Raw genomic sequence first — 16,938 nt, 5'->3', positions numbered from 1 at the left:
ATTAAACTATTTTATGCTATTTTTCCCTTTTTTCTTAGTCTATTTGAGTTGATGATAGCTGCTGATGCATCACCTGTGATGTTTAGTACTGTTCTACCCATATCAAATATTCTATCAACTCCTGCTACTAGGGCAATTCCTTCTACTGGAAGGCCTACTGATTGTAAAACCATGGCAAGCATGATCATTCCTGATCCTGGAACTCCTGCTGTACCTATTGATGCGAGCGTTGAAGTGATTACAATTGTAATCATCTGACCAATTGTTAAGTCTATGCCATAGCAAGCTGCTATAAATACTGCACAAACACCTTGATATATAGCTGTTCCGTCCATATTTATTGTTGCACCAAGTGGAAGTACAAAGGCTGTCACATCGTGGTCAGCTCCAAGGTCTTCGCAGCATTTCATATTTATTGGCAAAGTTCCCATTGATGATGCTGATGAGAAAGCAAATATCATAGCTGAAGACATTTTCTTGAAAAATTCTACCGGACTTAGGCCACCTAAAGTTTTAATGGTAAATGAATATACTATCAAAGCATGAAGTGCATAAGCAAGGTAGGCTACTAAAAGTACTGATGCAAGGGATCCGATAATTACAGGACCATTTGCTGCTATAACTGGTGCTAGCAAGCAAAATACACCAATTGGTGAAAGTCTTAGAATTAGTCCCATTGCTTTCATAAAGATATCATTGAGGATTTCTATAGTTTCAATAGCCTTGACTTGTTTGGTTTTTTCTAACATAAGTATTGAAAAACCAATGATCAAACTCATTACTATGATTTGTAACATATTGTTTTCAACCATAGGAGCTATGAAGTTACTTGGGAAAATATTTACTAATGTGTCCATAATTGAAACTTCATTTGTCATTTCAAAAGTTAGATCACTAGTTGATATAACTGGGAAAAATTTCTTAAAAATATTTGCCAAACCTAGACCGATAACAATGGCACAAGCTGTGGTTAAGAAATAGTAAATAACTGTAAATCCACCAACTTCACCAACTTTTCTGATGTCTTTCATGGAAATTATTCCGCCGATAATAGAAAACAAAACAATAGGAGTAACAATAAATTTGAGTAGATTGAGGAAAACATCTCCAAATGGCTTAATATATGTAGATAAAAATTCAGCCTGATTTTGCATTAGTAGACCAACAATAATAGCCAGAACCAGTGCAATAAAGATATTTCTTGCTAGGGTGCTTTTCTTTCCTTGTTTTTTTTCTGTCATAGTTCGTCCTTCCTTTCTTATTAAATTATTAGTATTTTATCCCAAATTTTTACTTTGTAAAGTTTTTAAAAAATTTGACAAATTTTCTTTGCTGGTATAAAATGTCGAAGATTTGAGATAAAATATGGAGGTCTTATGGAAAAGAAAAAAATTTATAAGGTAGATGAGGATGTACCAGCAAAATTACTAGTCCCTCTTGCTCTCCAACATACCTTTGCTATGTTCGGAGCATCAGTTTTGGTTCCAATACTATTTGGGATTAATCCTGGGATTGTACTTTTGATGAATGGAATCGGAACGCTATTATTTATATTGATTACCAAGGGAAAGGCTCCTGCCTACCTAGGATCTTCTTTCGCTTTTCTTGCGCCAGGAATTGCCATTATCAATTCCCAGGGTTTTGAATACGCTCAGGGCGCCTTTGTAGCTGTAGGGATTCTAGGTTGTTTACTTTCCTATATAATTTACAAAAAAGGAACTGATTGGATTGATATAGTTTTGCCACCAGCTGCCATGGGAGCTGTTGTTGCGCTAATCGGTTTTGAACTTGCCGGAAATACAATTTCTGGTGGATCAATTGGAGCTAATATTATGACTGATACAGTAGCAGCTACTGATTGGCTTGTATTTTTGGTAACTCTTCTTACTGCTATACTTGGATCTATTATGTTTAAGGGATTCTTGTCAACTATACCAATATTGATTGCAATTATTGTCGGCTATATAGTAGCTTATTTCAACGGTCAAGTTGACCTTACACCAGTTAGAGAGGCACAATTTTTCACTTTCCCAACTTTCCAATTGGCAAAATTCTCACCTGAGGCCATCTTTGCCATGCTGCCAGTTCTCTTGGTTATTGCTGCAGAACACATCAGCCACCAAGTTGTAACAAGCAACATCATTGGCCAAGATTTGATTAAGGATCCTGGTCTTCATAGGTCAATATTTGCAGATAACTTTTCTACTGCCCTTTCTGGTCTGATAGGTGGAGTTCCTACAACAACTTATGGAGAAAACATAGGAGTAATGGCTATCACAGGGGTTTATTCGGTCAAGGTTATTGGTGGAGCTGCGATTATATCAATACTTATGGCTTTCATAGGACCTCTTTCTGCACTAATATCAACCATTCCAGGCAACGTCATAGGCGGAGTAACCTTCTTGCTTTATGGAATGATTGGTACAAGTGGTATTAGATTATTAGTAGACCAAAAAGTTGACTACTCAAAGTCTGACAATTTGATATTAACCAGCGTCATATTTATAGCAGGCCTTTCTGGCCTATCCATCCAGTTTGGATCTATAGAGCTATCAGGTATGGTTTTATCATCAGTAATAGCTGTAATACTTTCTCTAATGATACACTTAATCAAAAAATCTGGTCTATCAAATTTGGAATAAAAAATAAAGGAGTTCTTGTAAAAAAAACAAGACTCCTTTTTCTTTGATATATTCGATTTTTCATAAATTGTTTTGTCTATTTTATTTTTTCTGAGGAATTTTCTTCTTGATTCTGCTTGTTATATCTGCTGTAGACTAATGACTTCTCTTTGGCTTTTTTGATTAGATAGATAGTTACTATAGTCAAAACTATCGTAGTTGCCAAGCCTCCTTCGATGCCAAAAGCTCCACCAGTTAGACTTGGATTTCCTAATAACTTAGAGATGAAAATAGTATTTTTGCTAGTAGTCATGCCACTTACTGAGATACCAAAAACATTGCCTTGGGCAAAATTCCAAAAACTATGGGCTGCAGCCGAAAGCATTATGTCATCTGATACATAAAATAATAGGGAAAATAGTATACCAACTATGAAAATATTAATAGCAGCCAAAAATCCAAAAGAATTATTAGCCAAGTGCAAGAGGGAAAATATCAGAGCGTTTGATATTATACCGACCAAAGGGCTATATTTAGCAGCAAAATAATTCATCAAAATAGACCTTGTCACTAGCTCTTCTTCAAAGCCTTGGCATATCCATCCAATTATTATAAAGAGATAAATGATCGGAGAAATATTGGCTATATTTGACTTGATTTCAATAAGTCCCATGGTTTTTAGTATGAGAATAACCCCGCCAATCATTCCTAGGCCAAGCAATAATCCTTTTATGTAGTTTTTGAATTTATTTGAGCTAGTAAGTCCCAGAGATTCTTTATTTCTTTTTTGAATTTTTTTTGCAAAAATATAGACAGAAATGCTGACTAAAATAGTTAAAAATAGCATTCCCAATAACCTATATTCGCTATCTATGGTGTTTAAATAATTCCTCATAGATTGTGGATTTTCCGTTAAGCTTGGATTAGAAAAGGAAATGACTAAACCTGAAATAACACCAACTATTAACATAGGCAATTGCATGAATAAAAGAAGTAAAAGAACAGTAATTACAGGATTTTTATCTTTCATTGTTCTCTTAGTTTCTCTTATTGAGTAGTTATCATGGAGCATAAAATTCCCTCCTTATTAGTTAATAATAAATTACCCATACTTTATAGAAAATCAAATTTTTTTAAAAAAATAAGGCGGGAAACCGCCTAAAGTTTAATTGATTTTTTCTAAGTATAGATTTCTTCTTTTTATAATTTTTATTATTACAAAGATCATTATAATTTCAACAAGGGTCACAAAAATAGATCCTTCAAAGCCAAAAGCTCCTCCACTTATGATGTCGCCACCCATAAGTTTTGTTTTAAAAATAGTATTTTTGACTTCATCCATACCACTTACACTCATTCCAAATATGTTTGCCTGAGCAAAGTTCCAAAAGCTGTGAGCTGCTGCCGGGAAAAATATATTATCTGATATGTAAAATAGCAGAGAAAACAAAATACCCATTAACATTATATTTATAAATGCTAGGATGCCAAAACCTGTATTGCCCATATGTAAGATAGCAAATAGCAGGCTGTTTATTATTATCCCTCCTATTACTCCGTTGTTTACAGCAAAAAAATTCATCAAAATAGATCTTGTGATAAGTTCTTCTTCAAAGCCTTGGATAATCCAACCTAATACAAAAATTATAAAAAATGACCAAGATATCTTGGATGTATTTAAGCTGATTTCAGCAAAACCTGTAAGTTTCGCCACAAAAGCTACTGCAAGTATCATAAAAATACCAATTAATAGGCCCTTAAGATAAGATTTTAACTTCTCACTACTTGTAAGCCCCAAACTTTCTTTGTTGCGTTTTTGGTAATATCTTGCAAATAGGTAGGCTAATAAGGCTATAAATAGCGTGGTAAATAAAGTGGCAAGCAGAAAAAAATCCGCATTTGCCAATTTATTTGAGTAATCTTTACTTTCCAATAACATATGGGAAAGCAAAAGGTCAATTATGACCCCTGGTACTTGCATTAGCAAAAATAAAATTACAACAGTTGAAACTGGATTTGTCTTTTTTAGTGTCTTTCTGGTTTGCTCTATAGAAAAGTTGTCTTTTAGCATGGGACTTCCTCTCTCTTAAGGAAAATCTAATTTCCCTTGCTAGTATCCTCATTATCACTTTCGGCATTTTTTTCTATCTTTGGTAGATCATCCGCATATTCAAGAGCACCACCTAGGATTGCATTGATAAAATCCCTAGTTTCATAAACCCTGTAGCCTTTTATGGTTCTTTCCAAAAATATATTAGCCTCCATGACAGTCCTATCCTTACTTGGGGTAAGGAGTTTTTTGACATAATTGTTGTGGACTACAGTCTGATCCTCATCCCCCTCAACACTATCATATATATCTATGTAGTTGACGTTTTTGACATTGAGCCTTACCTCTTTGCCCTTTGACTTGTTGGTCACCTCTATTACTTCAAGGTCTAGATTTGAGAAGTTGCCATCATAAAATTCTTCTTGTTTGACCGAATCATCAGAGTATGACTTTCTTAGGACATCCAAGATTATTGGCAGACGATCTGTATTATCCTCCAGATATGTGACATCATAAGTCTTGATAGCCTTTTCCAATTTTTCAACATTCTTATTTACATTAAAATTTATAAAATAATAAATTGCAGAAAAAATTACTAGTATTAATATTGCCAAAAACATATATGGTAATACCGACATTCTTCTCCTTCTTGGCGGAGTGTGACTTCTTCTGCGATTTGCACTATAATTTCTTGCCATAAATCCCTCGCTAATTTTAATTATACCATAAGAAATAGCCTAAATATTAAAATCGTGATATCATTATCATATGAATACATATAAAATCAAACTTGCAGATGGCCTTGCCCTATTGCTTTTGCTAGTATCATATCTTGCGCCATTTTTTACAAACCAAATAAAAGTAAATACAAATGTGCTTACAATGCTCATCAATTGCTACATCATAGCCTATCTGGCCTATAATATTTCCTTTGCTGACAGCAAAAAAGTATTATTGATGGCCCTACCTCTCATAGTATATGGAACTTTCATTATATTTTACACCAAGGGCTTTGAACTTACAGTTGACAAATATCTATTGACAGATATCCAGTATCTGATTGTAAATTTCTTTGATGTGATTTTTGTTGTTTTTATATTTTTTATCATAGAGCTTGTCCTATCTAGGATCTTTGGGACCAATATTACAAGTGTTATAGCGGCTTTGGGTCTCTTACTCTACCTTGCTATGCACAATACTACCTACATTCCTTTTGACTTTTACTACAAGGACCTCTTGGTCTACTTTGCCTTCTATGTTTTGGCAACTAGGATCAATCCAGCCAAATCAATAAACAAGTTTCTCTATCCCTTGGCAATTATCCTATTTGTTGGAGAAGTCTACTTAGTTTACACTAAAAATTTCTACCTGGGCATATATTTCTCGCTCTTCATCCTGACATATATCATCTTAAAGGGTGATTCTCCAGTGGGAACGAGGAGTTTTGGTAAGTATTTGACCTTTGCCTATATCTATCCTTACAAGCTAAACTACATATTATTGGCAAGCATAGTTGATGCAAGTCCTCTCATAGTAACAGTTATGGCAATCTTAGTAACTTTTTTGCTAGGTGAGATTTTATTTAAACTAAAAGTGAAATTTTTGGATTATATTTTCGTGGGTGTACACTAATTTGTCAAATAAATTATTTAAAAAATCTCTAAAGTATGATAATATAGAGAAGTAATGGTAATTATTTAACATTATTAATATTTTATGAGGAGGTAGTTATGAAAGAAAAACTACAAAGATTAGGTCAAGCCCTAATGCAACCAGTTGCGGTTATGCCTCTAGCAGCCCTTCTTTTGGGTATTGGTTATTTTATTGACCCTGTTGATTGGGGTGCAGGTTCACCAATAGCAGCATTTTTCATATCTGCTGGTGGAGCAGTTTTAGATAATCTAGGAATACTATTTGCAGTAGGTATAGCGTTTGGTATTGCCAAAGAAAATCATGGAGCAAGTGCTCTTGCAGGTCTTGTAGCATTTTTAACCTTATCAAAGATGCTATCAACAGCAACAGTTGCCCAACTTAAGTCTATTGACGTCGAAGCATGGACAGCAAGCGATCCATTTAGAGTTGCAGCATTTGATGCCATCAACAACAAAAACGTACTTATAGGTATTATATCCGGGGTCTTGGGCGGCAAAGCCTACGATAGGTTCCACTCAACAAAACTTCCAGACTTCTTGGCATTCTTCTCAGGAAGAAGACTTGTGCCAATTATGGCATCCCTATATGCTCTAATTGCATCAATAATTCTAATTTTCCTATGGCCATTCATTTATGCTGGTCTAGTAAAATTTGGTACAACACTAACTGGAATGGGAGCTCTTGGTGCTGGATTATATGGATTCTTTAACAGACTATTGATTCCAACAGGACTTCACCATGCCCTAAACCAAGTATTCTGGTTTGGACTTGCTGATATCAACGATATACCAAATTTCTTAAATAACGTACAAGAATCAATTACAGCAACCTATCATCCAGGTATGTACCAAGCAGGATTCTTCCCAATAATGATGTTTGGTTTGCCAGGTGCAGCTCTAGCTATAGCTCAAAGAGCTGATGAGAGTAACAAAAAAACTACTAAGGCTCTTATGATTGCAGGTGCATTAGCATCATTCTTAACAGGTGTAACAGAACCACTAGAATTTGCCTTTATGTTTGTAGCGCCACAATTATATTTTGTACACGCTCTACTAACTGGTATATCAGTATTCTTGGCAGCACAACTAAAAGCATATGCAGGATTTGGTTTCTCAGCAGGACTTATTGACTTATTGCTATCATCAAAAAACCCAATGGCACAAAAAATTTGGATACTACTTGTAATGGGTCTAGTATTCTTTGCAATCTATTATCTCCTATTCAAGGTTCTAATAGAAAAATGGGATATAGCTACTCCAGGTAGAAGCTCAAAATCTCAAAATAGTGGCCAAGTTTCTTCAGATGATAAGACAGTTGATCAAGAAGCAAAAGAACAACAAGCCACAGTAAAAGGATCATATGCTGATACAGCAAAGGTAATTTTACAAGGTCTAGGCGGAGCAGAAAATATTGATACAACAAGCTATTGTACAACAAGACTACGTCTAACAGTAAATGATCCAGCAAAAGTAAATGACGACAAAATCAAAGAAGCTGGCGTTGCAGGAATTATGAAACCAGGTCCAAAAGCAGTCCAAGTAATCATAGGACCACAAGTTCAAGCAGTATATGATGAATTTGTAAAACTTTTGGGTAAATAAGAATATTTAAAAAATAGAAAGACTGGATAACCGGTCTTTCTTTATTTGTTTACTTATATTTGATTGTAAATACTTCAAAATTAATATAAAGGCTATAAAAAATTATAAAGGCTATTATCATTATAATTTTTACAGATAGGTTAAAATTATAGAAATAAGTTTCTAGCATATATTGTAGGGATAAGGATATTATAAGCAATAATAGAAACGAAAAAAGTCTTTTTTTATTAGTTTCTAACTTTCTAATATCAAAAATTAATAGCGAAATTCCAAGAACAATACTTCCTATTAAAGCAATATATAAAATCCATTTTAAGTTATCATCCTTAAAAAACACCCCAAGAACATAATACATTATAGTGAAAATCACAAAGAGAATGAGTCTTAGATTTCTATATTTGTTTTTCATTTATACCACCCCTTTATGTTATTGGAAAATAGATTCTCTGGCTAATATTGTTAATTATAATATACCCCCCAATTTAATACTTAGATCTTAATTGGGTAAAATATCAAAAAGGAGAATAAAATGAAAAGATTATTAAACTACCAAGGAGCAGATTACCTCAAAGCTAGCCCTATGGAACTAAAACAAGCCATACTAGCATCAGAAGGCAGGGTAATAGTATCAGAATCAGTCGTATCAGCCCAACCCTATATCGGAGGACTTACAAATGCCGAAATAGAAAGAGCCTTTGGAGCAGACATACTACTACTAAATGCCCTAGACCTAGAAAACCCAACAATAAACGGCGTACCAGAAGAAGCATCAAATCACTTGGCATGGCTAAAACGCGCAACATCCAGACCCCTAGGAGTCAACCTAGAGCCAGTAGATACTAATGCAGAAATGACCCAAAGTAGAGAAGAACTACCAAAAGGCAGGATTGCATCCATAGAAAACTACAAATTAGCAAATGACCTTGGCCTAGATCTCATATGCCTAACAGGCAACCCAGGAACAGGAGTAACCAATAGTCAAATACTAGAAGCCATAAAAGAAGCCAAAGAAAACTTCAAAGGCCTTGTCATAGCAGGCAAAATGCACGCTGCAGGAACGGACGGACCTGTAATGAACCTAGAAATAGCCAAAGACTTCATCAAAGCAGGCACAGACATACTCCTAGTCCCAGCACCATATACAGTCCCACACTTTAACGAAGATGATCTAAAAGAAATAGCAGACTATGTCTATGACTACAACACAAGCAAAAATATAGAAGAAAAAGTCCTCATCATGTCAGCCATAGGAACCAGCCAAGAAACAAGCGATGAAAACACCATAAGACAAATCGCCCTAGCAGCAAAAGCAAACGGCGCCCACCTCCAACACATAGGAGACGCAATGAACGGCATATCCTTGCCAGAAAACATCTACACCATGGGAGTAGCCATCAGAGGAGTAAGATGGCAAATGTACCAAATGAGTTCGAGTAACTTTAGGAATGGGGAGGAATAAAGTTATAGCAATTAAAATAACCCAATGCTCAAAATCTAGAATAAAATGTTGGGCACTGGGTTATTTTATCTATTTAAAGTAACTCAATACCAATATCAAAAACTCCAACCCTTTGGATTTTCTCGTAGGAATCCTCTGACTGGTCCTCATAAAATCTAATATATGAAATCAAATCCCCATCAAAATTCTCGTACAAAACAATCTCATCAACCTCTATTTCACTTTCAAGATACTCAATTCTATTATAAGAAACTTTCATAATCCCTCCTAATTTTTGATCGTATTATATGATCAATTTTTTTCTTAGTCAATGGCTTTGAAGTTTATATCTTAGATCTTCTTACACTAATGTAACTATAAAATTTGATCAAATGATGTTTTTATGATCTAATTATACTATGAAGAATATACCGTCTTTGCAATAGCTTAAAAATAATATAAATTAAACACTATTTATAATTTGGAAGGATAGTTTATGAAAGAAATATTCGCCTTTATTGGTACAGAACATACTCAAAGTCATAGTTTTAATCAAAGCTTAGAATACTTCAGAGACATAATTGGTGATAATTCAACAAAGAAATTTACTTCTGAGTCTACAATTAGAGAAGTAGTTCAAAATTCACTTGATGCTCAGCTTGATATGACTAAACCAGTTGAAGTTATTATTAGCAGCACTTCGGTGCAAAAAAAAGACTTGCCAGGTATTGAAAGTGTTTTTGAACACATAAAATCTCTGAATCCAGGAAATAACTATACTTTAGAAATAACTGACCACATGAAAAAATTAGAAAAATTGTCAACTATTGATGTTCTAACTCTTGAAGACAGAAACACGACTGGTCTATCAACTTCAAAAACTACAGATGTGTTGACTCCATATGAAATTTATGCGTACAACACAGGTATTCATGGAGCATCAACCAATGTAAGCGAACAATCCAGAGGAGGTTCACATGGTGTAGGTAAAATAGCTATAAATTCAGCATCCGATATCCATTTAATGTATTTTGCTAATCATGATGAAAATGGAGTTGAAAACTTAGGTGGTTCTGTAGAGCTATTTGACCACAAATATAATAATAAGTCATATAGAGGGACTGGTTTCCTAATTGAAAACACCTCCTTGAAAGATAGAATTCCTTTAATAAATAAAGATTTCCATGAGATTTTTCATAAGAGTACTCGTGGTCTAAAAATAATCATTCCATATATAAGATTTACTAGTGACCCAATAGATATAGTCAAATCTATAATCAACAACTTTTTTATAGCAATATTAAAAGAAAAACTAATTGCTCAAGTGATTTTTGATAAACAAAAATATATCATAAATAAGGATACTATAAAAAATCTTGTAAATGATGAAAAAATTTACCCAACTGATGACGAAGATGAGCTTAAAATTGAATTTACACCTAGATATCTCCAAGCATACACAGAATATGATGCTCAACCAATTAAAGTAGAGCTGCCAGCTAAGTACAATGAAAGTTATAATTTTGATTTGTATTTTATGGCACATGATAAAGAAATAAATTCAGGACGAACAGCGATCTTTAGATCAATTGGGATGAAAATTGAAGATCATAAAGTTCCTGGCAAAGTAAGGGCTCCTTATACAGCAGTAATTATTGGTGGACCAAATGAAGATGAATATCTTAAAACCCTTGAAAATAAGTCTCATACTGAAATAAGTGCTAAATCACTAAGAGATAAAGAAAGTCAAAACAAAGCTATCAAATTTATTAATGGAATAGAAAAAGAAATTAGAAAAGTTATCGATGAAAATCTTTCTGTTTATGATCAACCACAAGGAAAGTTAAATACTGATGAGTTGTTTTACAAGGCAAATCTTGACTTTAGTAGAGTTATAAAAAGTAGTACACAAACTATCGAAATAGGTGGTGATAATATAAAAATTAACAAGAGAGTGAAAAAAGAATCACGATCCGAAAGGAAAACTTCTGGCGAAAAAGCTAGTACTCCAGAAAGTAAAAGAAAGAGAAAACCAAGAAAGCTAAAAACAACATCTGAAAGCTCTAAAGGAATTTTTGTAATGCAGCCAGAATCAATAAAGAGAGCTGTTGCTGGAACTTATGAAATGCTGGAAATTAACTTTTTAGATATTGATGAATTTAATAAAATAGATAGCGTAGACATAAGTTTAAAAGTCATAGATGGCGATGGAAAAGAGTATGATGATGAGCTAAATCTTATAAAATGCTATGAAGAAATATCAGATTATAAATCAGGTGACATATATAAATTTGATGAAGATAAAATTTATGATGTTAAAATATATAATAAAAAAATTAATTTAATCTTTAAATTTACTAATAATGGTAATAGATCTTTGAAATACATTTACAAGGTAGGAATTAATAATGATATATACTAAAAATGCATCATTTCCATATCCAATCTTATCCTTAGATAATGATTCTTATATAGACAATACTATTGAGTTAGATATAGAAAATATAGAAAGAATAGATAATAATTATATTATAAATTATAGTACATTAATAAATTCTCAATTTATAAAAAACTTACTTATTGATAGAAAAGCAGCTATGATACTTGTAATCTCAGAAACAGATAGCAAAATTTTTGAAATTAATAATAATGAGGGTTCTATTACAATACCTAGCTCTAGGATAAATCTAAATAATAAATTCGATGCCCAACTCCAGATACATGCTAAAGAAAATATATCATTCTTGCTTTGTGATGAATTGAACGATTTTTATACAAATTTTAAAGGCATGATTGAAGCGGAAAGATATGCGATTTTAGGATATTCTAATCTAGTAACAATGGAAGCTATTTCTAATAATCCTATAGATTTATTTGAGTACGATATCGATGAAAATCTCGATGAGGACTTTAGAATTAAAATAGATTCCAATTCAGAAACTATTTTATTGGTATTTAATAACAAAAGAATAATGTTTGACAACCAATTTAGTAGTCACTCCTTATTAAACATGTACTATTATATTGGCTTGTGTAGAGCTTTTGAATATCTTATAGATCAAACCCTACTTGATGTTTATAACGATAATGAAGAAGGCATTTTTGTACGAGATATTGATAGAGATAATGTGTTATTTAATAAGCTAGCAATTTTACTAGAAGATAAGAATATAGATTATATAAAAAAAGAAGATATTGACAAGGTGATTTATTGTCTATCTCCAAATTTAATTGGAAATTTTGTTAAGGAAGTAGGTGTGCTAATTGGTGAAGATTAGGCTTCTGGATAAGAATTATAAAAAAAACGAGGAATTATATCACGACTTTATGAATAACAGTATTTCAGAAGATAAAGATTATTTTTCAGGAGAAATAATAAATCTTGAAGATGCACCTTATTTTCCTATATACATTGCCACTATGGATGAAGTTAAGAAACAAGATGACTTTAAAAAAGCTATATCTACAATTTTAGACCATTATATAAATACAGATAGAAGTATCCACTTGAGCGGAAGATTTTGGCACTCATGGGAAATTACAAAAAGGGATGAGATAATTAAAGATTACGGGGAACTGATAAAAGACTTTAAAGATTTTAATAGGATTGTAACTAGGAAATTCGACTGGGAGAATTATATTTACAAGTGTGTTATTGCAGCTGAATATATCCAAGATTCTGAGCCCCAAAATAGAGAGGAAGAAGAAAAGTATATAGAAATCATAGTTAAGAACTTAGATTTATACAACTATATTCTAAAAACATCAGTTTTTAAAAATAGACAATTCACTATGAATTTTCTAGCAATAATTGAAGAAAAGGGCCTATCTGAAATAATGAAATCAAGGATTAAAGATAGACCAGACCTGCACGAAAAAGACCCAAGGTATGGAAGAAGAGTTATTTTCGAATTAAACAAAAATTATCCAATAATTCAAAGTCCGCTAATGACCAAGCAGGACCTTTCAGATGAAATAATGAAAGCATTAAAAATGTATAGGTAAACATATCCATTAGACTAAAAAGATGAGATCCTTAAAAATCTCATCTTTTTTTACATCTTACAAAACATCAATCTTATTTCTAATATCTTTTTTTAGCCACCATATACATAAAATAGAGTCAAGGAATTCTGCTATGAAAAATGACCACCAGGCTATGTTTAAGTCACCTGTTAGGGATAGAGCGTAGAATATTGGTACTAGTATTATGAATTGTCTTAGGAAGGATTGGAGTATTGCTACTTGCCAATTGCCTAGGGATTGGAATACTCCTCCTACTGCTACTACTGATGGGATTGCTACAAAGTAAGAGAGGCTTACTATGCGCATCATTGGCACTCCTATTTCTATCATTGTTTCTGTTGCGTTAAAGAGGCCTAAAAGTTGTTCTGGCCATATCCACATTACTAGGATTGATATGGATACTAGGACAAAGGAGCTTTTCATTGCAAGTCCTATTGCTTCTTTGATCCTTTCCTTTTTTCTTGCTCCGTAGTTATAGGCTACTATGGTTGTGAGGGCATTTGATATGCCTATGACTGGCAAGAAAGCAAATGATTGGAATTTAAACATTACTCCATATGCTGCTATGGCTGATGATCCAAATTTGTTTAGGATTTGGTTTAGGACAAATACTACTATGGAACCTATAGTTGACATTACTATGGATGGGATTCCTATCCAAAATATTTGCTTTACTATGTCAGCGTGCAATTTGAATTTGTCTGATGTAAATTTGATTTCCTTGTTTTTTGTCTTGTTGAAGTATAGGCCTATCAAGGCTCCTCCAACTTGGCCTAGGACAGTGGCTATTGCTGCTCCCTTTACTTCAAGCCTTGGAAATCCAAATAGGCCAAAGATTAGAATTGGGTCAATGATTAGGTTTAGGACAGCCCCTGATATTTGGGTTATCATCGTATAGTTGGTTAGTGATGTGGCTTGGAGGAGCTTTTCTGCTAGTATTTGAAAGAATATGCCGGCAGAAAATATTGTCACTATGTATAGGTATTCCTTTGTATAGTTTGTGACAATTTCGTTTTGCTTTTGGGCTAGGGCGTATGAATTTGTGAAAAGCACTCCAAGAACGGCAAATACTACTGATAGGATCGTGGCAAGGATTACTCCGTGTCTAGCAACAGATCCTACTCTTTCTCTGTTATTTTCTCCCAAAAACCTACTCAAGAGGGCTGATGAACCTACTCCTATACCTACTCCAAAGGCTATTAGGATATTTTGTACTGGAAAGGCTAGGGATACTGCTGTGAGGGCTTCTTCGGAGATTTGTGCTACGAAGATGGAATCTACTACGTTATAGATTGATTGGACTAGCATAGAGATTACCATAGGTATGGACATCTGTAAGAGAAGTTTACCTACAGGCATGGTTCCCATTTTGTTTTCTTTTATTTGTATATCTTGTATGTCTGTCATAATTTCTCCACTAATTTTTTGTATAAGCTTATACAATAAACCATTTAGTAAAATTCTGTCAAGATGTTTTATGCTTTAAAGCAAAAATCCCAGGAAATTATCCTAGGATTTTCAGCTTATCATCCAATTAGAATGCTGATTTTACTGATTTTGTTTTGCTTTCTTCTGATATTTTCTCGATAAATTCTTCTAAGCTTACTTCTGGTGTTTCCTCACCATCTCTATTTCTTACTGTTAGTAGCTTTGAGCTTTCTTCCTTTTCTCCTACTACTAACATATAGTTTGCACGCATTAATTGTGCTTGACGGATCTTGTAACCTACTCCCTCGCTTCTTTCATCTACCTTTACTCTAAATCCACCATCACTGATTTTATCTTGTAGTTTGTGAGCTGTATCTAGGAATTTGTCAGATACTGGGATGATTACTACTTGCTCTGGGTTTAGCCATAGTGGGAATCTTCCTGCAAAGTGTTCTGTTAGTACTCCTATAAATCTTTCTACAGATCCAAGGAGAGCTCTGTGAAGCATTACTGGTCTTTTCTTCTCACCATTTTCATCTACATATGTTAAATCAAAGTTTTGTGGTAATTGGAAGTCTAGTTGGATAGTTCCGCATTGCCAGGTTCTTTTTGCTGCATCTTCTAGGTGGAAGTCAATCTTTGGTCCGTAGAATGCACCATCTCCTGGGTTTAGTTCGTATTCCATACCACGTTCTTCAAGGGCTGCCTTTAGTTGTTCTTCGGCAAAGTCCCAATCTTTGATATCTCCCATAAAATCATCTGGTCTTGTTGATAACTCTAGTGTGTATTTGAAACCAAATGTTGAGTATAGAAGGTCTGCAAGGTCAATCATCTTGTAAACTTCTTCTTTGATTTGGCTTGGCAAACAATATACGTGGGCATCATCTTGGGTAAATGTTCTTACCCTGAATAGTCCATGTAGGGTTCCTGATAGTTCGTGTCTGTGAACTTGGCCAAATTCTGCAAGTCTGATTGGTAGGTCCCTATATGAATGTTGGTTAGATGCGTAGGTCAAAACTGATCCTGGGCAGTTCATTGGTTTTATAGCATAGTCTTCTTCGTCAATTTTTGTGAAGTACATATTTTCTTTGTAGTGGTCCCAGTGACCTGATCTATGCCATAATTCTTCATTCATTATAAGTGGAGTTTTGATTTCTCCATATCCACGTTCTTCAAGAACACCTCTCCACCAGTCTAGTAGTTCGTTCATTAGAATCATTCCATTTGGATGGAAGAATGGGAATCCTGGTCCTTCTTCGTGGAAGGCAAATAGGTCCATTTCTTTTCCTATCTTTCTGTGGTCACGGCGTTCAATTTCTTTTTGTAATTCTTCCCATTCACTTAGTTGGCTAGCCTTTTCAAAAGAAATACCGTAGATTCTTTGTAGCATTTGGCGGTCAGAATCCCCTCTCCAATATGCACCAGCTATTGTTTTTAGCTTAACTGCCTTGATTTTCTTTGTTGATTCAAGGTGTGGACCTGCACAAAGGTCTGTAAATACATCACCCATCTTATATAGGGTAATCATTTCATCTGCTGGAAGGTCATTTATTAGCTCTACTTTGTAGTCTTGACCTTCTTCTTCAAACATCTTTAGAGCTTCATCTCTTGAAATTTCTACTCTTTCAAGTTTTTGGTCAGATTTTGCTATAGCAAGCATTTCTTTTTCGATTTTTTCGAAATCTTCTGGAACAAATCTGTGGTCTACGTCCATGTCGTAGTAGAAGCCATCTCCTATAGCAGGTCCTATGGCAAATTTAGTATCTGGCCAAAGTTTCTTGATAGCAGCAGCCATAACATGGCTTGTTGTATGCCAGAATATTTCCTTGCCTTCCTTATCCTCAAATTTTACTACTCTAAAGTCACTATCTTCTGTGATTGGTTCAGCATAGCCCATGACTTTGCCGTTTACAACAGCCCCAAGGGCAGCCCTGTATAGGCCTTCAGAAATGTCTTTTGTAACTTCTCCAACTTTTACGCCATTTTCATATTCTCTTACAGAATCATCTGGCAATGTAATTTTAATCATAATCTCTCCTAACTTTTTTTCACAAATAAAAAACCGTCCCTTATCGTTTCCGATAAAAGGACGGGTTATATCCGTGGTTCCACCTAATTTTT

Annotated in this window: 15 protein-coding genes and 1 other annotated feature (1 of these 16 cut by a window edge); of the genes, 7 read left to right on the top strand and 8 right to left on the bottom strand. The window is 34.0% G+C overall.

Annotated features, from left to right (window positions below; translation table 11 throughout):
• Positions 1–11 precede the first annotated feature (11 nt).
• Positions 12–1,241 (bottom strand): dicarboxylate/amino acid:cation symporter, encoded by a 1,230-nt coding sequence (locus QNH69_RS03005; protein WP_282929130.1) that lies wholly within the window; start codon positions 1,239–1,241, stop codon positions 12–14.
• Between the two features lie 135 nt (positions 1,242–1,376).
• Here QNH69_RS03005 and uraA point away from each other — a divergent pair, with 135 nt between their 5' ends.
• Positions 1,377–2,642 (top strand): uracil permease, encoded by a 1,266-nt coding sequence (uraA, locus tag QNH69_RS03000; protein ID WP_282929129.1) that lies wholly within the window; start codon positions 1,377–1,379, stop codon positions 2,640–2,642.
• Between the two features lie 76 nt (positions 2,643–2,718).
• Here the strand turns inward: uraA and QNH69_RS02995 are convergent, their stop codons facing one another.
• The 3 genes from QNH69_RS02995 to QNH69_RS02985 form a co-directional block, all read right to left on the bottom strand.
• The gene (locus tag QNH69_RS02995; protein WP_282929128.1) at positions 2,719–3,693 is read right to left on the bottom strand and encodes a CPBP family intramembrane glutamic endopeptidase; all 975 of its coding nucleotides are present in this window, start codon (positions 3,691–3,693) and stop codon (positions 2,719–2,721) included.
• A gap of 93 nt (positions 3,694–3,786) precedes the next feature.
• Positions 3,787–4,692, bottom strand: a complete 906-nt coding sequence (locus tag QNH69_RS02990) for a CPBP family intramembrane glutamic endopeptidase (RefSeq protein WP_282929127.1) — start codon at positions 4,690–4,692, stop codon at positions 3,787–3,789.
• A gap of 26 nt (positions 4,693–4,718) precedes the next feature.
• The gene (locus QNH69_RS02985; RefSeq protein ID WP_282929126.1) at positions 4,719–5,369 is read right to left on the bottom strand and encodes a hypothetical protein; all 651 of its coding nucleotides are present in this window, start codon (positions 5,367–5,369) and stop codon (positions 4,719–4,721) included.
• A 70-nt stretch (positions 5,370–5,439) separates the two neighbouring features.
• Between QNH69_RS02985 and QNH69_RS02980 the strand changes: the two genes are divergently transcribed.
• Positions 5,440–6,303, top strand: a complete 864-nt coding sequence (locus tag QNH69_RS02980) for a hypothetical protein (protein ID WP_282929125.1) — start codon at positions 5,440–5,442, stop codon at positions 6,301–6,303.
• Between the two features lie 98 nt (positions 6,304–6,401).
• Complete coding sequence (nagE, locus tag QNH69_RS02975) at positions 6,402–7,925, top strand: N-acetylglucosamine-specific PTS transporter subunit IIBC (RefSeq protein ID WP_282929124.1); 1,524 nt, start codon at positions 6,402–6,404, stop codon at positions 7,923–7,925.
• Between the two features lie 49 nt (positions 7,926–7,974).
• On the opposite strand, the gene QNH69_RS02970 is transcribed toward nagE, so the two are convergent.
• Positions 7,975–8,334: a hypothetical protein gene (locus QNH69_RS02970; protein WP_282929123.1), complete on the bottom strand. Its 360-nt coding sequence runs from the start codon at positions 8,332–8,334 to the stop codon at positions 7,975–7,977.
• Between the two features lie 120 nt (positions 8,335–8,454).
• Here QNH69_RS02970 and QNH69_RS02965 point away from each other — a divergent pair, with 120 nt between their 5' ends.
• On the top strand, positions 8,455–9,384 hold the full coding sequence (locus tag QNH69_RS02965) for a haloacid dehalogenase-like hydrolase (RefSeq protein ID WP_282929122.1): 930 nt from the start codon (positions 8,455–8,457) through the stop codon (positions 9,382–9,384).
• A 73-nt stretch (positions 9,385–9,457) separates the two neighbouring features.
• Here QNH69_RS02965 and QNH69_RS02960 read toward each other — a convergent pair whose 3' ends face one another.
• On the bottom strand, positions 9,458–9,643 hold the full coding sequence (locus QNH69_RS02960; protein ID WP_282929121.1) for a hypothetical protein: 186 nt from the start codon (positions 9,641–9,643) through the stop codon (positions 9,458–9,460).
• A gap of 216 nt (positions 9,644–9,859) precedes the next feature.
• Between QNH69_RS02960 and QNH69_RS02955 the strand changes: the two genes are divergently transcribed.
• Genes QNH69_RS02955 through QNH69_RS02945 form a run of 3 tightly spaced genes read left to right on the top strand, consistent with a single transcriptional unit; the run spans position 9,860 to position 13,368 of the window.
• A complete protein-coding gene (locus tag QNH69_RS02955; protein ID WP_282929120.1) occupies positions 9,860–11,785 on the top strand; it encodes a hypothetical protein in 1,926 nt (641 codons plus the stop codon).
• Complete coding sequence (locus QNH69_RS02950; RefSeq protein ID WP_282929119.1) at positions 11,772–12,641, top strand: hypothetical protein; 870 nt, start codon at positions 11,772–11,774, stop codon at positions 12,639–12,641. The genes QNH69_RS02955 and QNH69_RS02950 overlap by 14 nt, the downstream gene beginning before the upstream one ends.
• Positions 12,631–13,368 (top strand): hypothetical protein, encoded by a 738-nt coding sequence (locus tag QNH69_RS02945; RefSeq protein ID WP_282929118.1) that lies wholly within the window; start codon positions 12,631–12,633, stop codon positions 13,366–13,368. Before QNH69_RS02950 ends, QNH69_RS02945 begins: the two co-directional genes overlap by 11 nt.
• 57 nt (positions 13,369–13,425) lie before the next feature.
• Here QNH69_RS02945 and QNH69_RS02940 read toward each other — a convergent pair whose 3' ends face one another.
• Both QNH69_RS02940 and thrS read right to left on the bottom strand, forming a co-directional pair.
• Positions 13,426–14,796, bottom strand: coding sequence for an MATE family efflux transporter (locus QNH69_RS02940; RefSeq protein WP_282929117.1), 1,371 nt, complete (start codon positions 14,794–14,796; stop codon positions 13,426–13,428).
• Between the two features lie 127 nt (positions 14,797–14,923).
• Positions 14,924–16,846 (bottom strand): threonine--tRNA ligase, encoded by a 1,923-nt coding sequence (gene thrS / locus QNH69_RS02935; RefSeq protein WP_282929116.1) that lies wholly within the window; start codon positions 16,844–16,846, stop codon positions 14,924–14,926.
• Positions 16,847–16,899: 53 nt separating this feature from the next.
• Positions 16,900–16,938: a binding site (T-box leader), on the bottom strand; it runs 148 nt beyond the window's last position.

It is taken from the genome of Anaerococcus sp. Marseille-Q7828 (genome assembly GCF_949769285.1).
GTDB lineage: Bacteria > Bacillota > Clostridia > Tissierellales > Peptoniphilaceae > Anaerococcus.
The sequence above is the reverse complement of the archived record's forward strand: the minus strand, read 5'-3'. Positions and strand labels throughout refer to the sequence as shown.

What these genes read in the sequence shown, in the direction of transcription:
- QNH69_RS02960 (WP_282929121.1), bottom strand. Translation starts at nt 9,643, where the DNA reads ATGAAAGTTTCTTATAATAGAATTGAGTATCTTGAAAGTGAAATAGAG.
- QNH69_RS02990 (WP_282929127.1), bottom strand. Translation starts at nt 4,692, where the DNA reads ATGCTAAAAGACAACTTTTCTATAGAGCAAACCAGAAAGACACTAAAA.
- QNH69_RS02970 (WP_282929123.1), bottom strand. Translation starts at nt 8,334, where the DNA reads ATGAAAAACAAATATAGAAATCTAAGACTCATTCTCTTTGTGATTTTC.
- QNH69_RS02985 (WP_282929126.1), bottom strand. Translation starts at nt 5,369, where the DNA reads ATGGCAAGAAATTATAGTGCAAATCGCAGAAGAAGTCACACTCCGCCA.
- nagE (WP_282929124.1), top strand. Translation starts at nt 6,402, where the DNA reads ATGAAAGAAAAACTACAAAGATTAGGTCAAGCCCTAATGCAACCAGTT.
- QNH69_RS02940 (WP_282929117.1), bottom strand. Translation starts at nt 14,796, where the DNA reads ATGACAGACATACAAGATATACAAATAAAAGAAAACAAAATGGGAACC.
- thrS (WP_282929116.1), bottom strand. Translation starts at nt 16,846, where the DNA reads ATGATTAAAATTACATTGCCAGATGATTCTGTAAGAGAATATGAAAAT.
- QNH69_RS02995 (WP_282929128.1), bottom strand. Translation starts at nt 3,693, where the DNA reads ATGCTCCATGATAACTACTCAATAAGAGAAACTAAGAGAACAATGAAA.
- QNH69_RS02980 (WP_282929125.1), top strand. Translation starts at nt 5,440, where the DNA reads ATGAATACATATAAAATCAAACTTGCAGATGGCCTTGCCCTATTGCTT.
- QNH69_RS02950 (WP_282929119.1), top strand. Translation starts at nt 11,772, where the DNA reads ATGATATATACTAAAAATGCATCATTTCCATATCCAATCTTATCCTTA.
- uraA (WP_282929129.1), top strand. Translation starts at nt 1,377, where the DNA reads ATGGAAAAGAAAAAAATTTATAAGGTAGATGAGGATGTACCAGCAAAA.
- QNH69_RS02955 (WP_282929120.1), top strand. Translation starts at nt 9,860, where the DNA reads ATGAAAGAAATATTCGCCTTTATTGGTACAGAACATACTCAAAGTCAT.
- QNH69_RS03005 (WP_282929130.1), bottom strand. Translation starts at nt 1,241, where the DNA reads ATGACAGAAAAAAAACAAGGAAAGAAAAGCACCCTAGCAAGAAATATC.
- QNH69_RS02965 (WP_282929122.1), top strand. Translation starts at nt 8,455, where the DNA reads ATGAAAAGATTATTAAACTACCAAGGAGCAGATTACCTCAAAGCTAGC.